The sequence below is a fragment of the Adlercreutzia muris genome (assembly GCF_008831045.1).
GTDB classification, from domain to species: Bacteria; Actinomycetota; Coriobacteriia; order Coriobacteriales; family Eggerthellaceae; genus Adlercreutzia; species Adlercreutzia muris.
On record NZ_WAJS01000007.1, the window covers coordinates 70,894 to 94,148 of the forward strand.

The window sequence follows — 23,255 nt, forward strand, 5'->3', positions numbered from 1 at the left end:
ACGCGGAAGCCCGTCCGCTCAAGAGAGCCGCCGCCTCAGGGCGCGCAGACGCTCCTTCTGCTCGGGGGAAATGCGGCGGCTCTCCACGGCCTTCTGGATGGCCTTGTTGTGCGTCCATACGTCGAGAGCTCCCGAGACGATAACCTCCTCGGCGGCGGCAGGTTGCTTCGCCAGCGCCTCGGCGAAGTACCACGCCCGCATCATGTTCACGTAGTACTCCGGGCGAGAAACTCCGACGACCCATGCGAAGTGCTCTGGCCGAAACCGCTCGTCGAGGAACAGCTGCATGAGCACCCCGATGGCGAAGCGCACCGTGTACTCGCGGTCGCTTTCCAGCCACGAGCGAACCTTCGCCAGCGCGGCATCGGGGTCGACGGCAAGCCCGCGGCAGGACAGCTGGTCGCACGTGGCCCAGTTGTCCACAAAGGGCAGGAAGCGCTCCATCTGCGCAACCAGCCGACCGAAGTCGCGCTCCTGCACGATGACGAACGAGTGCAGCTGCGCCTTCTCGAAAATGCGATGGGGCAACATCGCCAGAAACTCGTCCACGTCGGAGCGCCGGGCGAGCCTCTTCGCGAACTTCCGCAGATCGGGCGTGCGCACGCCTATGATAGAACCAGGGTCGATATTCGGTATGAGCTTCGCCTGAAACGCGCGGTAGCCCTCATCGGCATGTAAGGCGAGGAACGTCTCGATATCCTCCTGAATCGTCATCGATCGTCCCTCGCCTCGTCCTCCCCCTCGGCTCTTTCGCAAATCATCCGAATATCTTCCGCAATGGAGGGGAACTCGTCGGCCACGGTCACATACACATCGTCCATTCTCAACGTCTGGTATTTGTGGGCAGCGATATCACGGAAGCCCGCCATGTCCCTCCACGGCACTTCGGGATTGTCGGCTCGAAAATCCATGTCGAGATTCTTGATAAGCTCGCCGACATTGATAACCGTCATGCACACAGCTCGCTTTGCCATCTCGTCTTCCATGAAAGAGTCAACGTCGTGCATACCGAGAAGCGAGTGCGCGATGCTCATTTCTTCGAGGATCTTCTTAAGAACAACGAGATTCTTATCGCTCATAGAGCATCACCGTCTCGCCCACATCGAGAAAAGACCCCTCGGGCAAGGGAAGATGAACAAGATCGACCGAGACACCGAGTCTGTTCTCCAGATTTCGCCGAAGGGACGAAAGCGTCAGCAGAGAGACCGCCAGCGAAGTAAACTCGACCAGCAGGTCGACGTCACTGTTGTCGGTAGCGCGATTCTGCGCATATGAACCGAAAAGCTCGATGCGCTCGACGGGGTAATCTGCGGCAACTTCCTTCACTCCATCAGCGATTTCGGCGACTGCAAGCATAGCTGCCTCCTCGTCTCATTGTCCGCGCGAGCACTTTCCTTAAGGAACATTTTACCATTCGCAACGACAGGGAGAGCCGGCCCTATTGAACGCGTCATTGCATCACAGGCGTGCAGGGAGCTAGGCTCACGCAACCGAGAACAGCTCGGCCTCCTTGCGGCCCCCCTCCTGCTTCTTGATGGCCAGCGCCGCCGCCTTCACCAGAAGGCCGTTCACCGTGCGGGCGCGATCAGGGCATACCGCCACGCAGCCCATGCAGGCGATGCAGGTACCCTTGTCGGTCTTGAGGGTCATCGCGTCCACTGCCTCAACGGGACACGCCTCCACGCAGCGCCCGCAGCGGCGGCACGATTCCGCGTACTTGGGCGCGAGCGGCACCGCGCCCTCCTTCACGTAGGGCCGCTTCCCGGGCACCGAAGGCGCCTCTGCGGCGCGGCCCTCGTCGAGTGCAGAACGCACCGCGCCGATAAGCTCGGCGATGCGGGCGTCGTCAAGCGCATCGGACCGACCAGCGGCGTACTGGTGCATACTGGAATGCTCGGCCACAGCGGCCGACGCAGCCGCCTGACGCCCTCGCGTTCCAAAACGAGCCGAAACGCAGGAAAAGCCCCGATCAACAGGGCTTTTCTCATGCATGCTATCAACGGAGCCGCTCGGGCAGAACCCTTACACGATGCCCTGGGCCATCATGGCGTCGGCGACCTTCTCGAAGCCGGCGATGTTGGCGCCCATGACGTAGTTGCCCTCGTGGCCGTAACGGCGGGCGGCGTCGGCGATGGCGTGGTAGATGCTCACCATGATGCCGTTGAGCTTCGCGTCCACTTCCTCGAAGGTCCAGGACAGGCGCTCGGAGTTCTGGGACATCTCCAGGCCCGAGGTGGCCACGCCGCCGGCGTTGGCGGCCTTGCCGGGGAAGAACACGACGCCGTTTTCCTGAAGGTACTCGGTGGCGTCCAGGGTGGTGGGCATGTTCGCGCCCTCGGCGAGGATCTGGCAACCGTTGGCCACGAGCGCCTTCACATCATCGATGAGCACCTCGTTTTGGGTGGCGCAGGGCAGCGCGATGTCGCAGGGGGTGACCCACACGCCGCGGCCCTCGTGGTAGGTGACGCCCTCGCGGCGGGCGGCGTACTCGGAGATGCGGCCGCGCTCCACTTCCTTGATCTGCTTCACCAGTTCCACATCGATGCCCGCCGGGTCGTAGATCCAGCCGGTGGAGTCGGACAGGGTGACCACCGTGGCGCCGAGCTGCTGGGCCTTCTGCGTCGCGTAGATGGCCACGTTGCCGGAGCCGGAGATGCAGACGGTCTTGCCCTCGAAGCTGTCGCCGGTGCACTTCAAGTGCTCCTGCACCAGGTACACCAGGCCGTAGCCGGTGGCCTCAGTGCGGGCCAGCGATCCGCCGAAGGAGAGGCCCTTGCCGGTGAGCACGCCCTCGAAAACGTCCTTCATGCGCTTGTACTGGCCGAACATGTAGCCGATCTCACGGGCGCCCGTGCCGATGTCGCCGGCGGGCACGTCGGTGTCAGCACCGATGTGGCGGGCCAGCTCGGTCATGAAGGACTGGCAGAAGCGCATGACCTCCATGTCGGACTTGCCCTTCGGATCGAAGTCGCAGCCGCCCTTGCCGCCGCCCATGGGCAGGGTGGTCAGGCTGTTCTTGAAGATCTGCTCGAAGCCGAGGAACTTGATGATGCCCAGGTTCACCGACGGGTGCAGGCGGAGTCCCCCTTTGTAGGGGCCGATGGCGCTGTTGAACTGCACGCGGAAGCCGCGGTTGACCTGCACCTTGCCGCTATCGTCCACCCAGGGCACGCGGAACATGACCACGCGCTCAGGCTCCACGATGCGCTCGAGGAGGGAGGCCTGCTCGTATTCCGGATGGGCCTCGATGACCGGCTCCAGGGACTGGAGCACCTCGGTGACAGCCTGGATGAACTCGGGCTGCTCGGCGTTCTTCGCCTTCACCTGCTCAATGACGTTCTCGACGTAACTCAATGCGGACCTCCTTGACGTGTCGGGGTGCCGCGGCGCGCGCACGCCCGCTGGCTTCTGGCCGCATTATAGGACGCGGCTTTTCCAAAACGGTGAGTTATTAACTGACAGGAAACAAAGGGGGCCGCCGGGCGCGAACAGCGGCGGTGAACGGAATCAGAGGGAGGCGTAGACTTTGGAGGAGGGCACGTTCAAAGCCGTCAGCAGCACGACTCCCACCGAGCCCCGCTCGGGGGCGTAGACGATGTGGGCCCCTTCGGCCCCCTCCCCGAGCCCCGGCTCGGCCTGGTCGTCGTCGGTGACGATGACCGCCTGGAACCCCTCGATAGTGGCCAGGCACGACAGACGGGGCACGAGGCAGACGAGAGACTGGGCCCCGGCGTCCGTCAACTCGCGACGCACTTTCTCCAGCTGCTTCTTGGAGGCGTAGTAGTCGATGGCCACGACGCCGATCTTGCGATCGCCGGCCATGAGGATGGTGGGTTTCTCGTAGCGGCGCAGATCGGCGGCATCCAAGGTGATGACACCGGCCCCCTTCTCCTCATAGAGCGAGCGCACGTCCGAGGCGTACACGGGCCGCTCTCGCATGGACAACGGCAGCCGCGAGAGCTCGGAGAGCACCATGGCCCCCAAGCTCGCAGGCTCCTCGGCCCCGATGGCCTCGGGATCCATGGCCGGGCGCAGGGCATCGAGGCTGTCGAAGGTGCCGTCGTAGACGATGGCGGTGTAGCCCTTCATCTGCCCGAAGGCGTCGTCCACCACCGAGGCGGCCACGTTCCAAGAACGGCCCGTCTCGAAATAGCGCAAGAGCACGCTGCCGCCGAGAACGACGAGCAGCGCGAAGACCAAGAGGGCCACTTTTTCCCGCGTGCGTTTCTTCATAGCCCTTAATTATAGCGAACCCCCGCCAGGGCGAACCCGACGGGGGCCGATGTCCACGAGATGGACGCGGCAGCCCTAGGCCACGGGAGGCCTCTTCGCCTCTTCCAGCATGCGCTTGACGAAGTGGCCCGTGTAGGAGCCCTCCACCTCGGCCACTTGCTCGGGCGTGCCGCTCGCGATGATGGTACCGCCGCGGTCGCCGCCCTCGGGGCCCAGATCCACGATGTGGTCGGCGCACTTGATGACGTCCAGGTTGTGCTCGATGACGAGCACCGTGTTGCCGGCGTCCACCAGACGCTGCAGCACCTCGAGCAGCTGGCGCACGTCCTCGAAATGCAGGCCCGTGGTGGGCTCATCCAGGATGTAGAAGGTCTTGCCGCTCTGGCGCTTCTGTAGCTCGCTCGCGAGCTTCACGCGCTGGGCCTCGCCGCCCGAGAGCGTGGTGGCCGGCTGGCCCAGGCGAATGTAGCCGAGGCCCACGTCGAAGAGCGTCTGCAGCTTGCGGCGGATGCCCGGGATGTTCTCGAAGAAGGCGAGCGCGTCTTCCACGGTCATGTCGAGCACTTCCGAGATGTTCTTGCCGCGGTAGGTCACTTGCAGCGTCTCGCGGTTGTAGCGCTCGCCGTTGCACACCTCGCAGGGCACGTACACATCGGGCAAAAAGTGCATCTCGATCTTGATCTGGCCGTCGCCCTTGCAGGCCTCGCAGCGGCCGCCGCTCACGTTGAAGGAGAAGCGCCCGGGCGCGTAGCCGCGGGCCTTGGCCTCCTGCGTGCTGGCGAACAGGGCACGGATGTCGTCCCACAGCCCGATATAGGTGGCCGGGTTCGAGCGCGGGGTGCGGCCGATGGGGCTCTGATCGATGTTGATGACCTTGTCGAGCTTGTCCAACCCGGTGATTTTGCGGTAGGGCCCCGTGCGGCGATGGGCGTGGTTCAGGCGATTCGCCAGGGCCGGAGCCAGAGTGTCGGTGATGAGCGAGCTCTTGCCGGAGCCGGACACGCCAGTGATGACCGTCAGCGTGCCGATGGGCACCTCCAGCGTGACGTTGTTCAGGTTGTTCTCCGTGGCGCCGGTCATCTTCACCGAACCGCGCTTGGGACGGCGGCGTTCGGCAGGCACCTCGATGCGACGGCGGCCCGCCAGGTAGTCGGCAGTGATGGAGCCTTCCGTGGCCATGACCTCGGCCGGGGTGCCCGCGGCGATGACCACGCCGCCGTGCTCGCCGGCGCCCGGCCCCATGTCCACCACGAAGTCGGCCGCGCGGATGGTATCCTCGTCGTGCTCCACGACGACCACGGTGTTCCCCAGATCGCGCAGGCGCTCCAAAGTGGCGATGAGCCGCTCGTTGTCGCGCTGATGCAAACCGATGGAGGGCTCGTCCAGGATGTAGAGCACGCCCATGAGCCCGGCGCCGATCTGGGTGGCGAGCCGAATGCGCTGGGCCTCGCCGCCCGAGAGCGTGGCCGTGGCCCGCTCCAGGGTGAGGTAGTCGAGCCCCACGTCCACAAGGAAGCGCAACCGCTCGCGGATCTCCTTCACGATGGGCAGGGCGATGACCGCCGCCTGGCCGGTGAAGTGCAGGCCCTCGAAGAAGGCCAGCGACTCGGCCGCCGACATCTCGGTGACATCATGGATGGACCGGTCGTTCACCGTGACGGCCAGAATCTCCGGCTTCAAGCGCTGGCCCCCGCAGGTCTCGCAGGGCACCGTGGCGAAGTAGGCCGCCAGCTTCTCGCGCTGGGCATCGGACTGGGCCTCGGTGTAGCGGCGCTTCACGGCGCCCAGCACTCCCTCCCACTCGATGTACCAATAGGTGTCGCGGCCGTCCACGGTGCGGTAGTCCACCCGCACCTTCTCATTCCCCAGGCCGTTCATAATGGCCTTCTGCGCCTTCTTCGACATATCCTCCCAGGGGGTGTCGGCATCGGTGCCCACGTGCTCGGCCACGGCGCGCAACACCTGGGGATAGTAGTTGCCGCTCTTGAACGGCGCGATAACCCCCTCGTTCAGGGTAAGGGACGGGTCGGGCACCACAAGCGACGCGTCCACCTCGTCGCGGCTGCCGATGCCGAGGCAATCGGGACAGGCACCGTAGGGGGCGTTGAAGGAGAAGTCGCGGGGCTGCAGCTCGTCCATGGAATGCCCGTGCTCGGGGCATGCGAGGGCCAGCGAGAAGAGGTGCTCCCCTTCCCCGAGCCCGCCCGTGGCCCCCGATGAGGTGCCGCCGGCCTCGCCGAGCGGTGCGCCGTCGGGCCCGAGCACCTGCACGAGCACGCGCCCGCTCGCCAGCTTGCAGGCCAGCTCCACGGCCTCGGCGATACGACTCGTGGCCGACTCCTTCAGCGTCACGCGGTCCACCACCACGTCGATGAAGTGCTTGATCTTCTTGTTCAGGGTAAGGGGCTCGCCGGTCAGCTTCACGATCTCGCCGTCGATGCGCACGCGGGAGAAGCCCTCCTTCTGCAGATCGGCGAAGAGCTTGGTGAACTCGCCCTTGCGGCCGGCCACCACCGGTGCCATGAGGATGGCCTTCGTAGCCTCGCCCTGGGCCCCGTCGCCCAGGCGCAGAATCTCGTCGGTCACCTGGTCGGTGGTCTGCTTCTTGATCTCCCGTCCGCACTCGGGGCAGTGGGGCACGCCCACCCGCGCGAACAGCAGGCGCAGGTAGTCGTAGATCTCGGTGGTGGTGCCCACAGTAGAGCGGGGGTTCTTCGAAGTGGTCTTCTGGTCGATGGACACGGCCGGGGAAAGCCCGTCGATGGAGTCCACATCGGGCTTGGACATCTGGCCTAGGAACATACGGGCGTAGCTGGAGAGGCTCTCCACGTAGCGGCGCTGGCCCTCGGCGTACATGGTGTCGAAGGCGAGGCTCGACTTGCCCGAGCCGGACAGGCCCGTGATGACAACGAGCTCATCGCGGGGTATGGTGAGATCGACGTCCTTCAGATTGTGCTCGCGGGCGCCCTTGATCACGATTTCATTTGCCATGGATCGCTTCGTTTCCTTCGCGACGTAGCGCAGCGGGCGCCCTGAGGGGAGGCCCGCTGCGCAGCTTCTAGTTTTCGCTGGCTATTTTAGTGGGCAGCGGGCCGTGGCGCCAGCCTTAAAGGGAACTTTTGTTCGCCTCCATGGAATCTTCGCAGGCTCGCGCCGTAGCAGCGGGCAGAACGGCACAGCCTGGCAGCCTCAGCGGAGGCCGGCGCGGCCGACTGCCCGGTTCGAACACCCCTAGGCGAGGGCCGGCGCGGCGTCCTCGGCGATCACCTCGGGCGGCACCTCGTCCAAGGCGGCCAGCTCGGCATTGCGCTTCTTGTGGAAGCGGCGCAGGGTCAGGCGCTTCGACTTCTTGCGCACCCGGGCCGTGCGCACCGTGGCCACAACGAAGGCACAGGAGACGGCGAGCACAAGCGTCATCACGGCGAACACGACCACGTAGGAGGTGGCGCCGAGCAGCGCTCCGCACAGAAGCCCCGTCACCGCCGAGCCAGCGTAGGCCACGAGGTTCACCGAGGAGAGGATGGCCGACACCTGGAGCACGTTCACCTCCAGCAGCAGCATGCGCAGGGCCGTGGCCAAAGCCGCGCCCATGGCCACGCTGAACAGCCCGCAGGCCACCATGAAGACCCCCTCGGCGCCGGTGGCCACGAACAGGGCCAGAGCCGCGACCGAGGCCGTGGTCACCCCCATGGAGACCACGAGCGCCCGCTTGGGCCGGAAGCGCTGCACGAGGGGGCCGCCGAGCACCGAGGGCGCCATGGCAAGAGCCAGGATGACCGAGCCGGGCAGGGGCGAGGTGGCGCCGAAGCAGCCGTAGGCGATGGGCGCCGAGAACGACTGGAAGAAGCAGCCCACCATCCACGTGGACAGGTACACCACCGCCACGGCAGCGAACAGGCGGCGGCAATCGCGGGGAATGAAGACGCGCGGTCGGATGGAGGCCCGCAGCGAGACGGTGCGATCGAGGGGCTCGTGGACGAAGTTCACGAGGAACAGGCTCAGGACCAGAATCGCGATCATGACCCCGTAGATGGCCGTCAGGTCGGGCACGAGGTCGTACAGGATGCCCACGCCGATGGAGCCGACCATGATGCCGAACATGGCGCCGCAGCTGGCCACGGTGGATCCCCAGCTCAGGTGCTTCTCCCCCACGCAGTCGATGACCAGCGACGATACGGCGCTCATGCCGAAGCCGGCGGCCAGCCCCTGCACGAAGCGGGCCGCGAGCACATCGGCGCCGCTGCCGGCCCGCAGGAACATGATGCAGCCGAACACGGCCAGCATAACGGTGAGGCTGGCCACGGGCACGCGGCCGAGGGAATCGGACACGCGACCGGCCAGGAACAGCGTGAGGCTCACACCCGTGAGGTAGGTGAACATGGTGTTGGAGATGTCGGCCGTCGTGAGCCCGATGGTGACCTGGTAGTCGGCATACAGCGGAATGGGCACCGCCGTCGATGCGAAAATAGCCAGAAAGGCGAAGGTCGCCAGGATAAAACCGCGCAGGGACTGAGCGTCCGTCAAATGCGCCTTGTGCATTGCCATCCTCCATGGGTCAAACGTGCCAGCCGTAGAACCTTTCGGGAGGTCACCCCCGAGAAGGTGCGAGCAGTATGAACCCCCGGACCGCGGAATTCAAGGGGAAACGCGAAGTTCACCGCTCAGCGATGAAACGGCCCCATTGGGCGCGGGAACGGTGATCCCCCGCAACCGCCCGCCGTCGGCGGGCGGTTGCGGGACGGCGGCATCGTGTGGGAGTGGCCGGCCGCTCTCGACCCCTAACCGCCGGAAGCAGAGAAAGACGGGCGCCGCCCCACCCCAACCGTCAACCATGGAGAGAGGCTGTTTCGACGGCCGTTCGGCCGACCGCTGACCGCGGGGAACGGACGCGCGACCGGGCAAACACCGATTTATGTTTCTTCTGGCATACGTCAAAAGGGGCATAACCATAAGATGAACCCATGAACAGAGCAGCGACACGGGAACGTATCATGGAATTGGGCGCCGAGATCCGTCGGCAGCGCAAGGACCAAGGTCTGTCCCAAGACAAGCTCGCCAAGATGATCAGCACCGATCAGGCCCATATCCACCGCATCGAAAAGGGCCAGCACAATCCCAGCATCGCCATGTACATAGCTATCGCCGATGCCCTCGATATGGAACTGCGCGATCTCATCACATTCTAGCCGGGCCACCGCGCGGCACTCCCCCACCCCCATCCCGCACCGGCTATTCTCCGCGCGGGTCATTTCGACTCAGCCGCTGGGCCGCGACATCTTCCTCCGCTCGCTTCCCGCACCGGCGATTTTCCGCGCGGGTCATTTAGACTCGGCCGCCGTCTTCCGCGGAGAGGGAGATCGGTCGTCCGGGGGGATTCCGGAATCGAGATCCGCGCTACAGGACAGCGTGCCCGGCGGTCTGCATGAGATAGGGAATATAGGCGAGCACGACGAGGGCCGCCCAAAATAGCATCTTCGCCTTCTTGCGACTCATGGCTCCTCCCTTCAGCGGAGGCCCGGCTCAAGGTCGGGTCCTTGGCAACCTTTGGGAGCATCTTCCCACGGATGCAGCGCAGAGCGCCTTGCGCGGGAAAACCGTAGGAAGCGGGCAACCGCATCGAAACATCCGCGCCACAGGGCCGTTTTCACGCCGTAACGGAAGGGAGGCGCCCTGCGAACAGGGAGGAGGGGGCCGCCTTGACAAAGGATGCGCCCGCGACGACCCGAAGGGAACGGTGCGCACGGGAGTGTAGCCCCGAACGGAGCTGCACGCAGAGCGGCTGAGATCGAGGCCGTCGACGGGCGGCGCGAGCTCAGGCCCGAGGATGGGCGAGACCGTGGACGCGCTTGAGGCGATCGGGGCTCACGTGGGTGTAGATCTGGGTGGTGGACAGGCTCGCGTGGCCGAGCATGTCCTGGACGCTGCGCAGGTCGGCATCGCCATCGAGCAACTCGGTGGCAAAGGAATGGCGCATGGCATGGGGCGACAGGCTCTCGTCGAGGCCGGCGGCCCGCAGGGCGCGCTTGAACATCTTGCGGATGCCGTCGGCGCTCAGGGGACGCCCGCGATTCGACACGAAGAAGAACTCGCTGGCCTGCCCCTGGAGCAGATCCGACCGCGCCTCGTTCAGATAGCGCTCCATGGCCCGTGCCCCCTTCCGGGACAGGGGCACGATGCGCTCCTTGGACCGCTTGCCGAACACCTTTACCTCGCCAGCCGGGAAATCGACCCAGTCCAGACGCAGCCCCGCCGCCTCGGACACGCGGGCGCCACAGGAGAAGAGGAACTCGAGCAGGGCCGCGTCCCGCATCTCCGCCGCCGTCTGCTCCCGTGGCGCACCGTCGGCGTCTACCTCGCCGTAGACGGCCAGCAAGGCCGCCATGTCATCCCGGGCGATGGTCTTGGGCAGCCGCCGCGCGGCCTTGGGGGCCTGGACGACCCCGGCCGGGTCGCTGGCGGTGACGCCGGCCCGATTGGCCCAGCGGAAGAACGAGCGCAGCGAGGACAGGTGGCGCTTAATGGTCGTGCGAGCGTAGCGGGCCTGGTCGAGCTCGGCCAGGTAGCGGCGCAGCTGGCGATAGGACACCTCCCAGGGGGAAAGGCCGCTTCGGCGGGCCCATGCCAGATAGGCCCGCAGATCCTCGCGATAGGCCCGCACCGTGTGGGCCGAGGCCCCCTGCTCCACGGCCAGAGCGGTGCAGAACCGCTCCACCTCCCCGGCGCCGGGCAGCTCGGGCAGCTCCTCGCCCGTCATGGCGCCATCAGGCCCGCAGCCTCGAGGGCGATGCGGTAGCCGTCGAGAGCCTCCGAGGCCCGACGGGCGTAGGCACCGTAGCGCTCCCGCTTGTTGCGCACCGGCGGGTCGAGGGGCCTCAGGATGCCGAAGTTCACGTGCATGGGCTGGTAGTCCGTCGTGGCCGGGTCCGTAGCGTAGGCCAGAAGCGCCCCCCATACCGTGTCGGGCGGCAGCGGCGGAAGGACGCGCCCGCGCAGATCGGCCGTCACAGCCAGGGCAACATGGAGCCCCGAGCGGATGGCCTCGCAGTACCCCTCGGTGCCGCCCAGCTGACCCGCCACGTAAATCGGCGCGCCCAGGGCCCGGGCCTCATCGGAGACGAGGCGCCCGTGGTCATCTAGCAGGCGCGGCGCATCGAGGAACGTGTTGCGGTGCATCACGCCGTAGCGGGCGAACTCGGCCTGCTCCAGACCGGGGATGAGGCGGAACACGCGGCGCTGCTCCGGAAAGGTGAGGTTGGTCTGAAAGCCCACCAGGTTGTAGCTTTGGCCGCAAGCGTCCTCGGCCCGCAGTTGGAGGGCAGCCCAGGGGCGGCGTCCCGTGCGCGGATCGGTGAGGCCGACCGGCTTGAGGGCCCCGAAGCGCGGCGCGTCGCGACCGGCCCGGGCGATCTCCTCAATGGGCTGGCAGGCCTGGAACAGCTCCCGACTCTCGAAGTCCTTGGCGATGACCCGCTCGGCGCAGAGCAGCTCGTCGACGAAGCGCTCGTACTCCTCCCGGGAGAACGGAGCGTTCAGGTAGTCGCCGCCGGCGCTGGCATCCTCGTAGCGGCTCTGGCGGAACACGCGTTCCCGATCGATGGAGTCCGCCATCACCACCGGGGCCGCGGCGTCGTAGAAGGCCAGAGCGTCGCGGCCGGTCAGGGCCATGAGCGCCGAGGAGAGCCCGTCGGAGGTGAGCGGGCCGCTCGCCAGGACGACCGCGTCGGCCCCGCGGGCGAGCGCGGCGATATCCGTCGCCTCCCGACGCACCACCTCGATGAGGGGATGGGCCTCCACGCGCTCGGTCACCGCCCGGCTGAACAGCGTCCGATCCACGGCCAGGGCACCGCCGGCCGCCACAGCCGTAGCCCGGGCCTCCTCCATGAGCGGCGAGCCGAGGACCGCAAGCTCCTCCTTCAGCAGTCCCGCCGCGCTGTCGGGCTTGGTGCTCTTGAGGGAGTTCGAGCAGACGAGCTCGGCCAGCCCTCCCGTATGGTGCACGGGGGTCCGGCGTTCGGGACGCATTTCCCACAGGCTCACCGCAATGCCGCGGTCCGCCAGATCGAGGGCCGCCTCGCTGCCCGCCAGACCGCCGCCTACTATGTTCACATGGTATGTCATGGCTCAACAGGATACCAAATAACGGCACGGTCACCCCCGTCAATCCGGCGGCGCTCCCCCAGGACGTCACGATCGCGCGGCTCATGGCCGGCCTCCTTCCAGTGCGGGCAGCCGCGGCCCGTAGCGGCCGTCCGGGTACTGGGCGACGAGGCCATCCCGCTGGGCCGTGGCAAGCCAGACCATGAGCCACGGCAGCTCCCCGCCCGCCGGGCCGTGGGCCCGAGCCAGTTCGCGCAGCTCCTCCATGCCGAGGGGCTCGGCGGCCAGGGCGGCGAGCAGGGCCTCCTCAGCTGCCCGTCCCGCGAGCGGCGCATCGGCTCCTTCCCCCTTCCCTCCCTCCGCTTCAGGCTCCCTCAGGCACCCGTAGGTGAGAAACAGGGCATCGGCGAAGCTGTCGTCGTCGATGATGGGCAGGGCGCCCTGGTAGAGCAAGCGGTTGGCGCCGCGGGAATTCTCGGAGGTGATGGCCCCCGGCACCACCCACACCTCCCGTCCGGCCGCCAGGGCCTCGTCGGCCGTGGAGAAGGTGCCCGAGGGCAGGCCGGCCTCCACAATGAGCGTGGCCCGCGCGAGGCCCGCAATGAGCCGGTTGCGCTCGCGGAAAGTATAGGGCTGGGGAGGGAAGTCCCAGGGGCGCTCGGACACCACGGCCCCGCCACCATCGACGATGCGCTGGAACAGCCCGGCGTTCTCGGCAGGATAGAGCTGGTCGCAGCCGCCGCCGAGAAAGGCCACGGTGGGACAACCGGCAGCCAGGGCCGCCTCGTGGGCAACCGCATCGCAACCCCGGGCGCCCCCGGACACGATGGGGATGCCCCGGACGGCAGCGGCCGAGGCGAAGCGCCGGGCCGCCGTGCGGCCGTAGGGCGTCGCCCGACGCGCCCCCACCACGGCGAGCCCCGGTCGCAGGGCCGAAGGATCGCCCACCCCGTAGAGACGCTCCGGGGGCCGCGGGGAAGCCTTGAGCAAGGGCGGGAACGCTCTGTCGTCTCCAGCGAGCTCGAAGCGCTCGCCGGAGAGCCTCATGGATAGCACGGGCATGTCAGCAACCTCCTATTCCGTCGCGGACGCGGTAGCTCACCGCCTCGGCCAGGTGCTCGCACCCCACCGTCTCCGCCTCGTCCATATCTGCGATGGTGCGCGCCACCGACAGGGTGCGCACGATGGCCCGGCCGCTCATGGAGTGCAGCTCCGCCATGGACACGAGAAACGACCGCGCCCCCTCGTCCAGGGCGCACCCCTCGACGCTGAACGGCGCCCGACGGCTCGCCGTCCCGGCCGCGCGTCGTGCCGCGAAGGCGCGGCCCCGGAGCACCCCCTCCCGCAGGGTGGCCGAATCGAGGCCGCCCTGGGGCGAGAGCACGACGCTCGGCGGCGTGCGCCGCACATCGAGGTGAATGTCGATGCGATCCATGAGCGGGCCGCCGATGCGGTTCTGGTAGGCCCGTATCTGGGGCACAGTGCAGGTGCACTCGTGGCGGTCGTCGCCGAAGTAGCCGCAGGGACACGGGTTCGCCGCGCCCACCAGCATGAAACGGGCCGGGAAGACCACGTTGCCGTCGGCCCGGGTGATGGTGACCGCCCCGCTCTCCAGCGGCTGGCGGATGCCCTGGAGCACCGATGACCGGAACTCCGGCAGCTCATCGAGGAAGAGGACGCCATGATGGGCCAGGGAGATCTCCCCCGGGCGGATGGGGCTGCCCCCGCCCACGAGCCCCGCGAGGGAGGCGCTGTGGTGCGGGCTGCGGAAAGGGCGCTCGCCGGCGATGACGGAGGCGATGGGCTCGCCGGCCACCGAGTGCACCACCGCCGCCTCGAGGGCCTCATCGGGATCGAGGGGAGGCAGGATGGAGGGCATCCGAGAGGCGAGCATGGTCTTGCCGGCCCCGGGCGGCCCCATCATGAGCAGGCCGTGACCACCGGCCGCTGCGATCTGAAAGGCGCGCTTCGCCCCCTCGTGGCCCGACACCTCGCGATAGTCCGGCGCACCCGACGGCCCCGAAGCACCCCGGCCCCGGCCGTGGAGGCTCAGACATCGGGCCGCGCCGCCCTCCCCCGCCGCCGCATCGAGGCGGTCGATGGCAAGGATGCGCACGCCCTCCAGGGGCACCGGGTCGCTGTCCCGGGCACAGACGAAATCGAGCTCGCAGGAACGGGCGCAGATGCCACAGGCCAGGGTTCCGGCCACAGGCCGCACGGTGCCGTCCAGCGACAGCTCCCCCACGTAGAGAGTATCCCGGGCCCAAGCCGGATCGATCTGCCCGGTGGCCACGAGGATGCCCAGGGCGATGGGCAGATCGAAGCCCGAGCCCGTCTTGCGCAGATGACTCGGCGCCAGGTTCACGACGATCTTCTCCCCCGGCATTTTGAAGCCGGCGGCGCGGATGGCCGCCCGCACCCGCTCCCGGGCCTCTTGGATGGCCGCATCCGGCATGCCGACGATGGCCATGCCCGGCAGACCCCCGGAAACCACCACCTCCACGGTGACGGGCACCACATCCACCCCGCGCACGGTGGCGCTCATGACTGCGCATTGTCCAAAGGCCATGGCTCAGCCCGCCGAGTAGGCGCCGACATGATGGCTCACGAAGGCGCGGTCCTCGGGCAGCACGGTAATGGCCACCACGTCGAAACGCACCACAGCCTCATCGAAGAAGTGGTCGGTCACGTAGGCGAGGGCGATCTTCTCGTAACGCTCGCGCTTGGCCCGGCCCACGGCCTCGGAGGGCAGCCCGTGGGAATCGTCGCGGCGCGTCTTCACCTCGACGAAAACGAGAGTCGTCCCGTCAGCGGCGATGATGTCCGCCTCGCCGGCGAAGCAGGTCCAGTTGCGCTCGAGGATATGGTAGCCCCGGGCCTCGAGAAATCGGACGGCTGCATCCTCTCCGCGAGCCCCGAGGGCCCGGTTGCGCCGCCCGCGCGGCTCCCGGACCGTGGCAGGCGCCGATCCGCCCACAGCCGTCTTCCCCTTGGACGACCGCCGCGCGGCAGTTCCGACAACCCCTGGCGATGCCTTTCGCGAGGAGGACTTGCGCTTTCGCGGCTTGTTATCGCCCTCGGTCGGGGCCGCATGTTTTCCTATGGGGGCGTCTTTGGCCTGTCGGCGCTTTTTCGCGGGCGCCGCAGCGCGGCCGACGGCCGCTTCCTCTATCGTGACCATGAGGCGTGCTCCTTTCTCGGTAGGAGCACCCTACTCTCCCAAAGTCGCACTTATGTCGCGGGAAAACCGCCGATAACCCCCGCCGCGCACCGCCCCGGCACCGTCGCCGAACCGCCCGCAGGGCGCTGCCGCGCCGCCCCCGCGCCGCCAGCGAAACGCCACGGCGCCGCCTTGTTAGCGGTCGCAAGCCGTCGCTGTGTCGCCCCTCGCCCCTCGGGTCGCTAGAAAAGGCTCTCTTGGGTGAAGGAGGTACAGAAGCTGCGGCGATGGATGGGGGTGAGCCCCCGCTCCCGAATGGCAGCCAAATGCCCCTCGGATCCATAGCCCTTGTTCCCCGCGAAGCCATAGCCCGGGTACTCGGCGTCGTAGGCCTCCATGAGGCCGTCGCGGGCCACCTTGGCCACGATGGAGGCCGCGGCGATGGAGGCGCACTTCCCGTCGCCCTTCACCACGCTCACCTCCCGCTCGTCCAGACGAAGCGGGTTGCCATCCAGGAGCACCACGTCCACGGCCACGCCGGCCGCCTCCACAGCGGCGATGGCGGCCCCAAACGCCCGTCGCAGGGAGGCGGTCATGCCGTCGCGGTCGATATCGGCCGGCTCCACGTACTGCACCGTCCACGCCCGGGCCCGCTCGCGCACGGCGTCGGCGATGGCCTCGCGGTCCTCCGGCCGCACCTGCTTGGAGTCGTTGAGCCCGGCGATGACCTCCTCCCCGAGGACGACGCCGCCCACGGCCAAGGGGCCAGCCAGGGGACCGCGCCCCACCTCGTCGAGGCCGAGAATCACCCGGCCGCCCCGCTCGGCGGCCAGCTGTCGCTCGAAGGCGTACATACTCGCCAGCCGCTCCGCCTCGGCGGCCTCGGCCTCGAGACGGCGGCGCGCCACCTCCACGGCCTGGCGCACCCCCTTGCGGGTATCGGCCACCAGCGAGCGCTCCAGCACGGCGAAGGCGGCCGCGTCGGCGTGCTGGAGCTTGGCGCGTATCTCGGGGACGGTCAGGTCGATCACCAGGCTCTCCTCTCATCGTCGGCAGGGCTGGAGCCTGCGATAGCCACAGGTCAACCCAAGAAAAAGGGCCCCCGAAGGAGCCCTTGGCAGTACACGGAAGTTGCGTCCTAGCGGAACGACTTCTCCTTGATCTTGGCGGCCTTGCCCACCTTGTTGCGCAGGTAGTACAGCTTGGCGCGACGCACGTCGCCGTGACGGGTCACCTCGATCTTCTCGATCTTCGGGGAATGCACCGGGAAGGTACGCTCGACGCCGATGGAGAAGCTGATCTTGCGCACGGTGAAGGTCTCGCGGACCGAAGCGCCCTGGCGGCGGATGACGTCGCCCTGGAACACCTGGATGCGCTCGCGGTTGCCTTCCTTGATGCGGTAGTGGACCTTGACGTTATCGCCCACGTTGAACTCGGGGAGGTCCTGCTTGATCTGCTGCTGCTCGATAGCGCGAATGATATCCATTGCCATTTCCTACTCTATACTTCCAGTGGTCTTGCGATTTCATCTAGTTATGGACGCGATTTGACAGTATATCGCCACTACCGCGCCCGCGCAAGGAAAATTTCCCCGCCATTCCGCGAAAATCCACGGGAACGGTTGGGGAACGCCGGTTAGGCGCAGCGGAGCCAGCCCTAGGCGCGGCCGGGCGCCTCTTCCTCCACGATGACGAACTCGTCTTCGCCTTCTGTCTCCTGGGCCACGAGCATCTGCTCGAACATGGACGCCGTCTGGGAGAAGTCGCTCGGCAGCACCACCGTGGACTGGCGGCCGTTGCGGGCGAACTCGCTCATCATGTCGGTCCACTGGGTGAAGATGAACAGCTGGTTGGCCTCGGCCGCCGACACGCCGGAGCTCTTGATGACCGCGAGCGACTCGGAGATGCCGTCGGCGATGGCCTTGCGCTGGGCGGCGATGCCGCGGCCGGCCTGCTCCATGGCCTCGGCGCGGGCCCGGGCCTCGGTGACCACCTTGATGCGCTCGGCCTCGGCGAGGGACTGGGCCGCCTCCTTCTCCCGCTGGGCGGAGTTGATGCGGTTCATGGACTGCTCCACGTCGGCCGGCAGGTCGATGGCCGTGATGAGCGTGCTCACCACGTCGTAGCCGTAGGCCACCATGAGGCCCGATACCGTCTGGTTCACATCCGAGGCGATGGCGTCCTTCTTGTCGAATACCTCGTCCAGCGTGTACTGGGGCACGCTGGAGCGCAGCGCGTCGATGAGGTAGGAGCGCATCTGGGCCGTGGGATTGGCCAGCATGTAGTAGCTGCGCCACACGCCCGAGGGCTGCCCCTGGGCGGCCGGCTGGGCGCTCACACGGTACTGGGCGGCAATGGCCATGGTGACGGTCACGTTGTCGCGGGTCTTCGCGTCGATAGTGAACTGCTCCTGGCGCGTGCGCATGTCAACCTTGGCGGCGACGGTCTCGAAGAACGGGATCTTGATGTTCAGGCCCGCGCCCACGGTGCGGTTGAACTTGCCGAGCCGCTCGATGATGTAGACGTTCTGCTGCGGCACGATGAAGAAGATCTGCGGTGCGAGCAGCACGAGCAGCACGATGAGGATGCCGAGGAGGATCATGGGGTTCCCTTTCTCTCAGTTGCACGGTGAGAATATTGGTGGCAGTATAGCACTCTCGCACTCGTCGCCGGTCGGAGGTGCAGGACATCCTGATTCGCTCAGACAGTCCTCGCTTGCAACATGCTACGTATGTTGCAGCTGCGAAACTTGCTCGAACAGAGCATCCCGCGCCCCCTCTACGCGTTGACACCGTTGAAAGAAGGAGCTCCCATGACCGACGCTGCCCGCACCGCGCTGATCCTCATCGACATGCAGAGGGGCTTCATCGACCCCGCCTCGCCCCTGTGCATCGCCGGCGCCGCCGCCACGATCCCCGCCTGCGAGCGCGCCCTTGCCGCGGCGCGGGACCACGGGCTGGCCGTCTACCATGTGCGCCGCGAATACGCCGCCGACGGCAGCGATGTGGAAGCGGTGCGCCACGGAACATGGGCGCAAGGCGGCCGACCGTTGTCAACCGCGTGGCCCGAGAGCCTCGTCTGTCCGCCCGAGCTGGCGCCGCGCGAGGGCGAGCCTGTTATCGTAAAGCCGAGCTGGTCGGCCTTCTTCGGCACCGATCTGCACGAGCGGCTGCAGGCACGCGGCATCGGCACCATCGTGCTCGCGGGCACCACGACGCCGAATTGCGTGCGCTCGACGGCCTACGACGGGATGGCGCTCGGCTACAACGTGGCCGTGCTCGCCGACGCCACCTCGTCGCGCACCCCGGAAGTGCAGCGGGCGAACCTGGCGGATATGGCACACGTCGGGGTGCAGATTCTGACCGCCGACGAACTGGCAGCCACGGGAACGGCGAGCCTTAAGGACGTCGAAGGTGCCGCCGCTGATGCCTCTCCTGCCCGGCAAACGACGACCGCAAACGGCACCACATCCGAAGACGCGGCCGGGTCCGACGAGGTTCTTCCCTCCTTCCCCGCTACCTCTACCCCCCAACTCGCCTCCATCGAGACCGTGTCCACAGGCTGGATCAACAAGTACCACCTGCACTACACGATGCCCGACGGGCGCCCCTACGCCTACGAGGGCGTCTCGCGCAAGGGGCCCGAAGCCTACCGCGCGGCGCTCGACGCGCTCGGTGCCGGCGAGCCTCCCACACCCGATGCCGTGTGCATCGTGCCGATCCTGCCCGACGGATCGGTGCTTCTGGAACGCGAGTTCCGCTACCCGCTGAACAGCTGGTGCATCTCGCTTCCCGCCGGGCTCGTGGATGCCGGCGAATCGCTGGAGGAGGCCGTGGCCCGCGAGTTGTACGAGGAGACGGGCTACCGCCTGCGCGACGACGTGGACGCGCCGGTGCGCCCGCTGCCCCAACCGGGATTCTCGTCCACCGGCCTCGCCGAGGAGAACGTGCACGTCGTGTTCGCCCAAGTGGAGCCGGGCGGCGCAGCGGCTCCCGAGGCCGCCGAGCTCATCGAGCCCTTCGTGCTCCCCCGCCGCCAGATCCGCACCTTCCTGGACGCCAACACCATCCCCATCGGCACCCGCTGCCAGCTCATCCTGGAGATACTGGCCTGAATGTCAAAGGGGACGGTTCTCCTGACATCTAGGCCGCCCACGACTACAGCAGCAACTCTCTGTAGGGGCGGCCTTCAGGCCGCCCGCAATCACAGTAACGGCGTGGAAAAGTAGCGCTCGCCGGTATCGGGGCCAGCGCGACCACCGTCTTGCCCGGGCCGAGCTTCGCCGCCAGACGCAGGACCGCGACCACGTTGGTACCCGAGGAGATGCCGCAGAACAGGCCCTCCTCCCGCGCAAGGCGCCGGGCGCAGTCCAGGGCCTCCTCGATCATCTTGAGCGCCGTGCGCATCTTCACCGACCCGCCCACGTTCACACCTTCGAACTTCACGAGCACCTGGGCATCCTCGGGCCCCGCCATGCGCTGCAGGCGCACGAGCGGCGTCCCTCCCACCGCCTGAAGCACGTTATCGCAAATCATCGCTTCCCCTCACCTTCGGGGTCATCATATCTCGAAGCGCATTCTAGCAAACAAAAATCGCCGCCTCAGACGGAACGGCGACTTCAGTTCAAAATGACGAGATGCGGATGTTGAGAGAACCGTCCCTTTGACATATGTCTATCGTAGGCAAAAAACATCAAGAAAGCCATGAACCAGTCGTACCGTATCGTGTTCGACTCCAAACGCATGAAGAACACCCGCGACCAACAAGTACTCAGCGAATTGAAAAAACAGCTATCCCTCAACCGCAAGGTCAAATCGTTGCTCTTCGTCGACAAAAAAACGCACAGTAACAAAGTTGAAGTAGCTGCTATAATAGTGCCAACGAAACCGAAGCACGGCGGCAATTGTGTCCCTACCGCTTCGGTTTCCTGCTGTAAAGCACCCGAGCGGTGAGCATTTCACTCAAGTCGAGCGCGTTCGTGCTTTAGCGAGGAACACGCCATCGCGGCCCGCACTTCGAGCAAAAAGCTTCGGGGCAAAACAGGTTCCGCAGCCCCGCTTCTTAGCTCCAATAAAAATGCCGGGGGACTGCCCCCGGCGCTTGGAGGCAACTTATTCAGCCACCCGGGCATTTATACCACAGGCTTCATGGGGACACAACGCTACCGAAAGATGCGAGTGTCAAGAGAACCGTCCCCTTGACACTAAAAGGCAGCCGTGTACTATTCGCAATCTACGGTTAAGTAATCTCTTCAAGATAATCGATTGCTTCACATAGTGTCTTATAGCAGAAATGTGCCTCGTTGTAGCTCTTCTCTACCTCCGTGTCATGTTGCGTATCGTTGCACCGAAAACGGAGGCCGTCGAGTTTTTCACACAATTCCAAGGGAACGAGCTTTGACCGCTTACACTTGTAAATCATGTCACTCAGATTCTCGCCCTTGTCGATTCTTTTCCCATTGTGTCGAAGAATCGCTTTAAGAACCTTTTCTGCATCAACACGGATATCGCGAAACGCATACGGCAACTCTCCCCGTTTCATCTGTCCGTGGGCTTTCTGCGCCAGCTCCCTCATCTCCTTGATGGCGGAGCTGTAGTAACCGAAGTCGAAGCCGACACGATCTATTCCGTCGTTGTTGTAGCCCTTCCGGTTATAGCCACTTGAGTCGAGTCCGTCAGAGTTAAACCCGTTGTGGTCGAAACCGCGTCTGTCGAAACCCTGCGAATCATAGCCACTCCTGTCATAGCCCTCTTGGTCGTAACCGTCGCGGTTAAATCCCCTCTTATCGAATCCGGCTCGATTGTATCCCTCACGATCAAACCCGTCCTCGTTAAAGCCCTCTCGGTCATAGCCGTCACGGTCATAGCCGTTAGGGTTGAATCCATCCTCTTTGTAATAGTGCTCGCTATAAAGCTTGCCTCCGATAAATGCGGCTACTGCGGTACCAAATAGGCCAGCCCCGAATCTAAGCAAGATATTCAATACAGCTCCTATCGCTTAATCAGCTTAATAACCTTTGGCACGCCTTTGACAACCGTCAGTGCGAAGCCTGCCACAGCTGGAACGCCGACTTTTACCGCATCTATCACCTGATTCATAACGACGTTGCCATGTTCTACGTCGTTAGAATTCTTTTCTTCACTCTTCTGCTTCGTCATCTTCAATCGCCTCCAATAGCTGGCCTGCTGTTACTTTTACTTCAATTGAGTCGTAAGATCCTTCAGGAAGGAGCCTGTATTCCCGTTCAGACTCCGCAATAAACTCTTCAATCTCGTTGATCCATTTATGCTCAAGCGCACTTGCCGGCAAGAGATTTTTCAATGTCTGAAGATTGTTGACGTCCAAACTCTCCAGGAAGGCTCTACGTTGCACCAGGATGGATTTCATTCCTCTCTCGCCGTTTGCGAGATATGCTCCGACCACTAATGCCTCCTGGGCTTTCTCGTAAAGCTCGAAGTACTCGGTTATCTCGTCCAGCTCGCTCTTCTTCTTGGTTGAGTAGTCCATGCCAAAAGCCATCTTCAGAACGAGCTGAAGCTTTGACTCAGGCACCTCTTCAAAGGTCGATACGAGGGTCTTGAGAGATTCTCCCAACACCCTTGATTCCTTTTGAAGAGATCCGATGGCGTTCTTCAGGACCGCCTCATCATTGGTGTCGAGGGCGTAATGGATCTGGTTGACCGCGCCAAGCAAAGCGCCAACCCTATCGTCTTTTTGCCCTTGTTTTATCTGGTAGACACAATCCAATGTCTCCTCCAGTTGAGCAGCAATCGCTGGCAGCTGCTGCTGGAGGTAGATACTGTTGAGGTCTTGAGTGAGCGCTCTATGAAGGTCTTCGGGAACGAGGGACTCCGACTCTGCCGTGAGAATCTTCTTGACCTGCTTACGGCCGCTTTCTGATTCAACCATGACCTGTGGGAGGATTCCGCTCCCGTCCTTTTTCTCGTTGAGCCACGCAACGCCCTTTTTGATATCCTCCTTGACCCCCTTCGGGATGTTGACGATAAGGACTTCCTCAGGATTAAGCGCACCAAGGGCATCTTTGCCCAACTGCACAAACTGAGCGACCCTTGCCACAGAGGCTGTCGCGGGGTTGGCGAGTCTCGTCATATCAACTCGTACTGTTTTGGGCTGCCCTTCGCTCTCGGGTACGGCATCCAGCTCGATTTCGGCCTTTACTATCTCATTCATCTCACATCACTTCTTCCACAGGGCAGTAAGGCCTGACAGCAGGCCTATTGCGCCTATGCTTCCCGCAGCCGCCGCGGTAAGGACGCTCAGACCTATCATTGCGGCGTTCTTCCTTCTATCACCCTGCGAGTGGGCAACCGGATCAAGAGATACCTCATAACCCGCAGGCAGCTCCATGTCATCTACAAGCGACTTGACGATGGTTGCAAGGGAGCGATTGTCATTCTGGATAATCTCGAAATTCAGCACTGTGCGCAAAGCAAGATACTGCGTCTTGGTCATCTTCGACCTGCCGCTCTCAAGGTTACTGATGGTTTGTCGCGTGACCCCGATCTCGTCTGCGAGTTCCTGGGAAGTCCATCCAGCGACCTTTCTGATCGTCTCAAGATTCTCCTGGAAGCGGGATATGATGCTTTCGTCCGCATTAGCCACGTTAATCCTCATTCCAGGGATATAGGAACAAAAGTGTGTAAGATTTTCCTAGGTTTCCCCAGTTGAATCTTCGATTCTTGAGGCTCCGAGTTGTCTCCGTCCAACTCTCTTATAGGCACAAAAGTGTGTAGTGATCCCTCTTG

24 protein-coding genes are annotated in these 23,255 nt (G+C 65.0%); 3 read left to right on the forward strand and 21 right to left on the reverse strand.

Features of this window, described 5'->3' with window-relative positions:
* Nucleotides 1–18: 18 nt before the first annotated feature.
* From F8D48_RS03405 to F8D48_RS03440, 8 genes are all read right to left on the reverse strand, one after another.
* A complete protein-coding gene (locus tag F8D48_RS03405; RefSeq protein WP_151429962.1) occupies nt 19–714 on the reverse strand; it encodes a DNA alkylation repair protein in 696 nt (231 codons plus the stop codon).
* Entirely contained in the window at nt 711–1,079 is a 369-nt protein-coding gene (locus tag F8D48_RS03410; protein WP_135971637.1) for a HepT-like ribonuclease domain-containing protein, read from the reverse strand. Before F8D48_RS03410 ends, F8D48_RS03405 begins: the two co-directional genes overlap by 4 nt.
* Complete coding sequence (locus tag F8D48_RS03415; protein ID WP_016308647.1) at nt 1,069–1,356, reverse strand: nucleotidyltransferase family protein; 288 nt, start codon at nt 1,354–1,356, stop codon at nt 1,069–1,071. Before F8D48_RS03415 ends, F8D48_RS03410 begins: the two co-directional genes overlap by 11 nt.
* A 126-nt stretch (nt 1,357–1,482) precedes the next feature.
* Entirely contained in the window at nt 1,483–1,884 is a 402-nt protein-coding gene (locus tag F8D48_RS03420) for a 4Fe-4S binding protein (RefSeq protein WP_151429963.1), read from the reverse strand.
* 138 nt (nt 1,885–2,022) lie between these two features.
* The gene (gdhA, locus tag F8D48_RS03425; protein ID WP_151429964.1) at nt 2,023–3,354 is read right to left on the reverse strand and encodes an NADP-specific glutamate dehydrogenase; all 1,332 of its coding nucleotides are present in this window, start codon (nt 3,352–3,354) and stop codon (nt 2,023–2,025) included.
* A 153-nt stretch (nt 3,355–3,507) separates the two neighbouring features.
* Entirely contained in the window at nt 3,508–4,233 is a 726-nt protein-coding gene (locus F8D48_RS03430) for a hypothetical protein (protein ID WP_151429965.1), read from the reverse strand.
* A 75-nt stretch (nt 4,234–4,308) separates the two neighbouring features.
* Nucleotides 4,309–7,224 (reverse strand): excinuclease ABC subunit UvrA, encoded by a 2,916-nt coding sequence (gene uvrA, locus F8D48_RS03435; RefSeq protein ID WP_151429966.1) that lies wholly within the window; start codon nt 7,222–7,224, stop codon nt 4,309–4,311.
* Nucleotides 7,225–7,464: 240 nt separating this feature from the next.
* Complete coding sequence (locus tag F8D48_RS03440; RefSeq protein ID WP_170272709.1) at nt 7,465–8,772, reverse strand: MFS transporter; 1,308 nt, start codon at nt 8,770–8,772, stop codon at nt 7,465–7,467.
* Nucleotides 8,773–9,194: 422 nt separating this feature from the next.
* Here F8D48_RS03440 and F8D48_RS03445 point away from each other — a divergent pair, with 422 nt between their 5' ends.
* Nucleotides 9,195–9,419, forward strand: coding sequence for a helix-turn-helix domain-containing protein (locus tag F8D48_RS03445; protein WP_135971300.1), 225 nt, complete (start codon nt 9,195–9,197; stop codon nt 9,417–9,419).
* A 626-nt stretch (nt 9,420–10,045) separates the two neighbouring features.
* On the opposite strand, the gene F8D48_RS03450 is transcribed toward F8D48_RS03445, so the two are convergent.
* From F8D48_RS03450 to F8D48_RS03485, 8 genes are all read right to left on the reverse strand, one after another.
* Nucleotides 10,046–10,987, reverse strand: a complete 942-nt coding sequence (locus F8D48_RS03450) for a tyrosine recombinase (protein WP_151429968.1) — start codon at nt 10,985–10,987, stop codon at nt 10,046–10,048.
* Nucleotides 10,984–12,339, reverse strand: coding sequence for a methylenetetrahydrofolate--tRNA-(uracil(54)-C(5))-methyltransferase (FADH(2)-oxidizing) TrmFO (trmFO, locus tag F8D48_RS03455; RefSeq protein WP_240806202.1), 1,356 nt, complete (start codon nt 12,337–12,339; stop codon nt 10,984–10,986). The genes F8D48_RS03450 and trmFO overlap by 4 nt, the downstream gene beginning before the upstream one ends.
* A 93-nt stretch (nt 12,340–12,432) precedes the next feature.
* Nucleotides 12,433–13,392 (reverse strand): DNA-processing protein DprA, encoded by a 960-nt coding sequence (gene dprA, locus F8D48_RS03460; protein ID WP_201757677.1) that lies wholly within the window; start codon nt 13,390–13,392, stop codon nt 12,433–12,435.
* 1 nt (nt 13,393) lies between these two features.
* The gene (locus tag F8D48_RS03465; RefSeq protein WP_236650611.1) at nt 13,394–14,875 is read right to left on the reverse strand and encodes a YifB family Mg chelatase-like AAA ATPase; all 1,482 of its coding nucleotides are present in this window, start codon (nt 14,873–14,875) and stop codon (nt 13,394–13,396) included.
* A gap of 27 nt (nt 14,876–14,902) precedes the next feature.
* Nucleotides 14,903–15,307, reverse strand: coding sequence for a YraN family protein (locus F8D48_RS03470; RefSeq protein WP_135971304.1), 405 nt, complete (start codon nt 15,305–15,307; stop codon nt 14,903–14,905).
* Between the two features lie 425 nt (nt 15,308–15,732).
* Nucleotides 15,733–16,518, reverse strand: a complete 786-nt coding sequence (locus tag F8D48_RS03475; RefSeq protein ID WP_151429980.1) for a ribonuclease HII — start codon at nt 16,516–16,518, stop codon at nt 15,733–15,735.
* Between the two features lie 110 nt (nt 16,519–16,628).
* Nucleotides 16,629–16,976, reverse strand: a complete 348-nt coding sequence (gene rplS, locus F8D48_RS03480; protein ID WP_151429972.1) for a 50S ribosomal protein L19 — start codon at nt 16,974–16,976, stop codon at nt 16,629–16,631.
* Between the two features lie 170 nt (nt 16,977–17,146).
* Nucleotides 17,147–18,091 (reverse strand): SPFH domain-containing protein, encoded by a 945-nt coding sequence (locus F8D48_RS03485; RefSeq protein WP_135971575.1) that lies wholly within the window; start codon nt 18,089–18,091, stop codon nt 17,147–17,149.
* A gap of 210 nt (nt 18,092–18,301) precedes the next feature.
* On the opposite strand from F8D48_RS03485, the gene F8D48_RS11895 reads away from it, so the two are divergent.
* Nucleotides 18,302–19,603, forward strand: a complete 1,302-nt coding sequence (locus tag F8D48_RS11895) for an isochorismatase family protein (protein ID WP_236650612.1) — start codon at nt 18,302–18,304, stop codon at nt 19,601–19,603.
* A 43-nt stretch (nt 19,604–19,646) separates the two neighbouring features.
* Here the strand turns inward: F8D48_RS11895 and F8D48_RS11900 are convergent, their stop codons facing one another.
* On the reverse strand, nt 19,647–20,024 hold the full coding sequence (locus tag F8D48_RS11900; protein WP_151429973.1) for a pyridoxal-phosphate dependent enzyme: 378 nt from the start codon (nt 20,022–20,024) through the stop codon (nt 19,647–19,649).
* A gap of 168 nt (nt 20,025–20,192) precedes the next feature.
* Here F8D48_RS11900 and F8D48_RS03505 point away from each other — a divergent pair, with 168 nt between their 5' ends.
* Nucleotides 20,193–20,441 (forward strand): hypothetical protein, encoded by a 249-nt coding sequence (locus F8D48_RS03505; RefSeq protein ID WP_151429974.1) that lies wholly within the window; start codon nt 20,193–20,195, stop codon nt 20,439–20,441.
* Between the two features lie 286 nt (nt 20,442–20,727).
* On the opposite strand, the gene F8D48_RS03510 is transcribed toward F8D48_RS03505, so the two are convergent.
* The 4 genes from F8D48_RS03510 to F8D48_RS03520 are packed head-to-tail and all read right to left on the reverse strand — an operon-like array spanning nt 20,728 to nt 23,112.
* The gene (locus tag F8D48_RS03510) at nt 20,728–21,471 is read right to left on the reverse strand and encodes a HEPN domain-containing protein (RefSeq protein ID WP_151429975.1); all 744 of its coding nucleotides are present in this window, start codon (nt 21,469–21,471) and stop codon (nt 20,728–20,730) included.
* 8 nt (nt 21,472–21,479) lie between these two features.
* Nucleotides 21,480–21,647 carry a hypothetical protein gene (locus F8D48_RS11575; RefSeq protein ID WP_160324387.1) on the reverse strand — a complete coding sequence of 56 codons (168 nt, stop codon included), beginning with the start codon at nt 21,645–21,647 and terminating at the stop codon, nt 21,480–21,482.
* Nucleotides 21,628–22,680, reverse strand: a complete 1,053-nt coding sequence (locus F8D48_RS03515) for a hypothetical protein (protein WP_151429976.1) — start codon at nt 22,678–22,680, stop codon at nt 21,628–21,630. The genes F8D48_RS11575 and F8D48_RS03515 overlap by 20 nt, the downstream gene beginning before the upstream one ends.
* 6 nt (nt 22,681–22,686) lie before the next feature.
* Complete coding sequence (locus F8D48_RS03520; protein WP_201757678.1) at nt 22,687–23,112, reverse strand: helix-turn-helix transcriptional regulator; 426 nt, start codon at nt 23,110–23,112, stop codon at nt 22,687–22,689.
* Nucleotides 23,113–23,255 lie beyond the last annotated feature (143 nt).

Coding starts and splice junctions, on each gene's coding strand:
- F8D48_RS03515 (WP_151429976.1), bottom strand. CDS start 22,680: ATGAATGAGATAGTAAAGGCCGAAATCGAGCTGGATGCCGTACCCGAG.
- F8D48_RS03450 (WP_151429968.1), bottom strand. CDS start 10,987: ATGACGGGCGAGGAGCTGCCCGAGCTGCCCGGCGCCGGGGAGGTGGAG.
- F8D48_RS03440 (WP_170272709.1), bottom strand. CDS start 8,772: ATGCACAAGGCGCATTTGACGGACGCTCAGTCCCTGCGCGGTTTTATC.
- F8D48_RS11575 (WP_160324387.1), bottom strand. CDS start 21,647: ATGACGAAGCAGAAGAGTGAAGAAAAGAATTCTAACGACGTAGAACAT.
- F8D48_RS03415 (WP_016308647.1), bottom strand. CDS start 1,356: ATGCTTGCAGTCGCCGAAATCGCTGATGGAGTGAAGGAAGTTGCCGCA.
- F8D48_RS11895 (WP_236650612.1), top strand. CDS start 18,302: ATGACCGACGCTGCCCGCACCGCGCTGATCCTCATCGACATGCAGAGG.
- F8D48_RS03465 (WP_236650611.1), bottom strand. CDS start 14,875: ATGAGCGCCACCGTGCGCGGGGTGGATGTGGTGCCCGTCACCGTGGAG.
- F8D48_RS11900 (WP_151429973.1), bottom strand. CDS start 20,024: ATGATTTGCGATAACGTGCTTCAGGCGGTGGGAGGGACGCCGCTCGTG.
- F8D48_RS03485 (WP_135971575.1), bottom strand. CDS start 18,091: ATGATCCTCCTCGGCATCCTCATCGTGCTGCTCGTGCTGCTCGCACCG.
- dprA (WP_201757677.1), bottom strand. CDS start 13,392: ATGCCCGTGCTATCCATGAGGCTCTCCGGCGAGCGCTTCGAGCTCGCT.
- F8D48_RS03430 (WP_151429965.1), bottom strand. CDS start 4,233: ATGAAGAAACGCACGCGGGAAAAAGTGGCCCTCTTGGTCTTCGCGCTG.
- F8D48_RS03420 (WP_151429963.1), bottom strand. CDS start 1,884: ATGCACCAGTACGCCGCTGGTCGGTCCGATGCGCTTGACGACGCCCGC.
- F8D48_RS03445 (WP_135971300.1), top strand. CDS start 9,195: ATGAACAGAGCAGCGACACGGGAACGTATCATGGAATTGGGCGCCGAG.
- uvrA (WP_151429966.1), bottom strand. CDS start 7,224: ATGGCAAATGAAATCGTGATCAAGGGCGCCCGCGAGCACAATCTGAAG.
- F8D48_RS03505 (WP_151429974.1), top strand. CDS start 20,193: ATGAACCAGTCGTACCGTATCGTGTTCGACTCCAAACGCATGAAGAAC.
- F8D48_RS03410 (WP_135971637.1), bottom strand. CDS start 1,079: ATGAGCGATAAGAATCTCGTTGTTCTTAAGAAGATCCTCGAAGAAATG.
- F8D48_RS03405 (WP_151429962.1), bottom strand. CDS start 714: ATGACGATTCAGGAGGATATCGAGACGTTCCTCGCCTTACATGCCGAT.
- rplS (WP_151429972.1), bottom strand. CDS start 16,976: ATGGATATCATTCGCGCTATCGAGCAGCAGCAGATCAAGCAGGACCTC.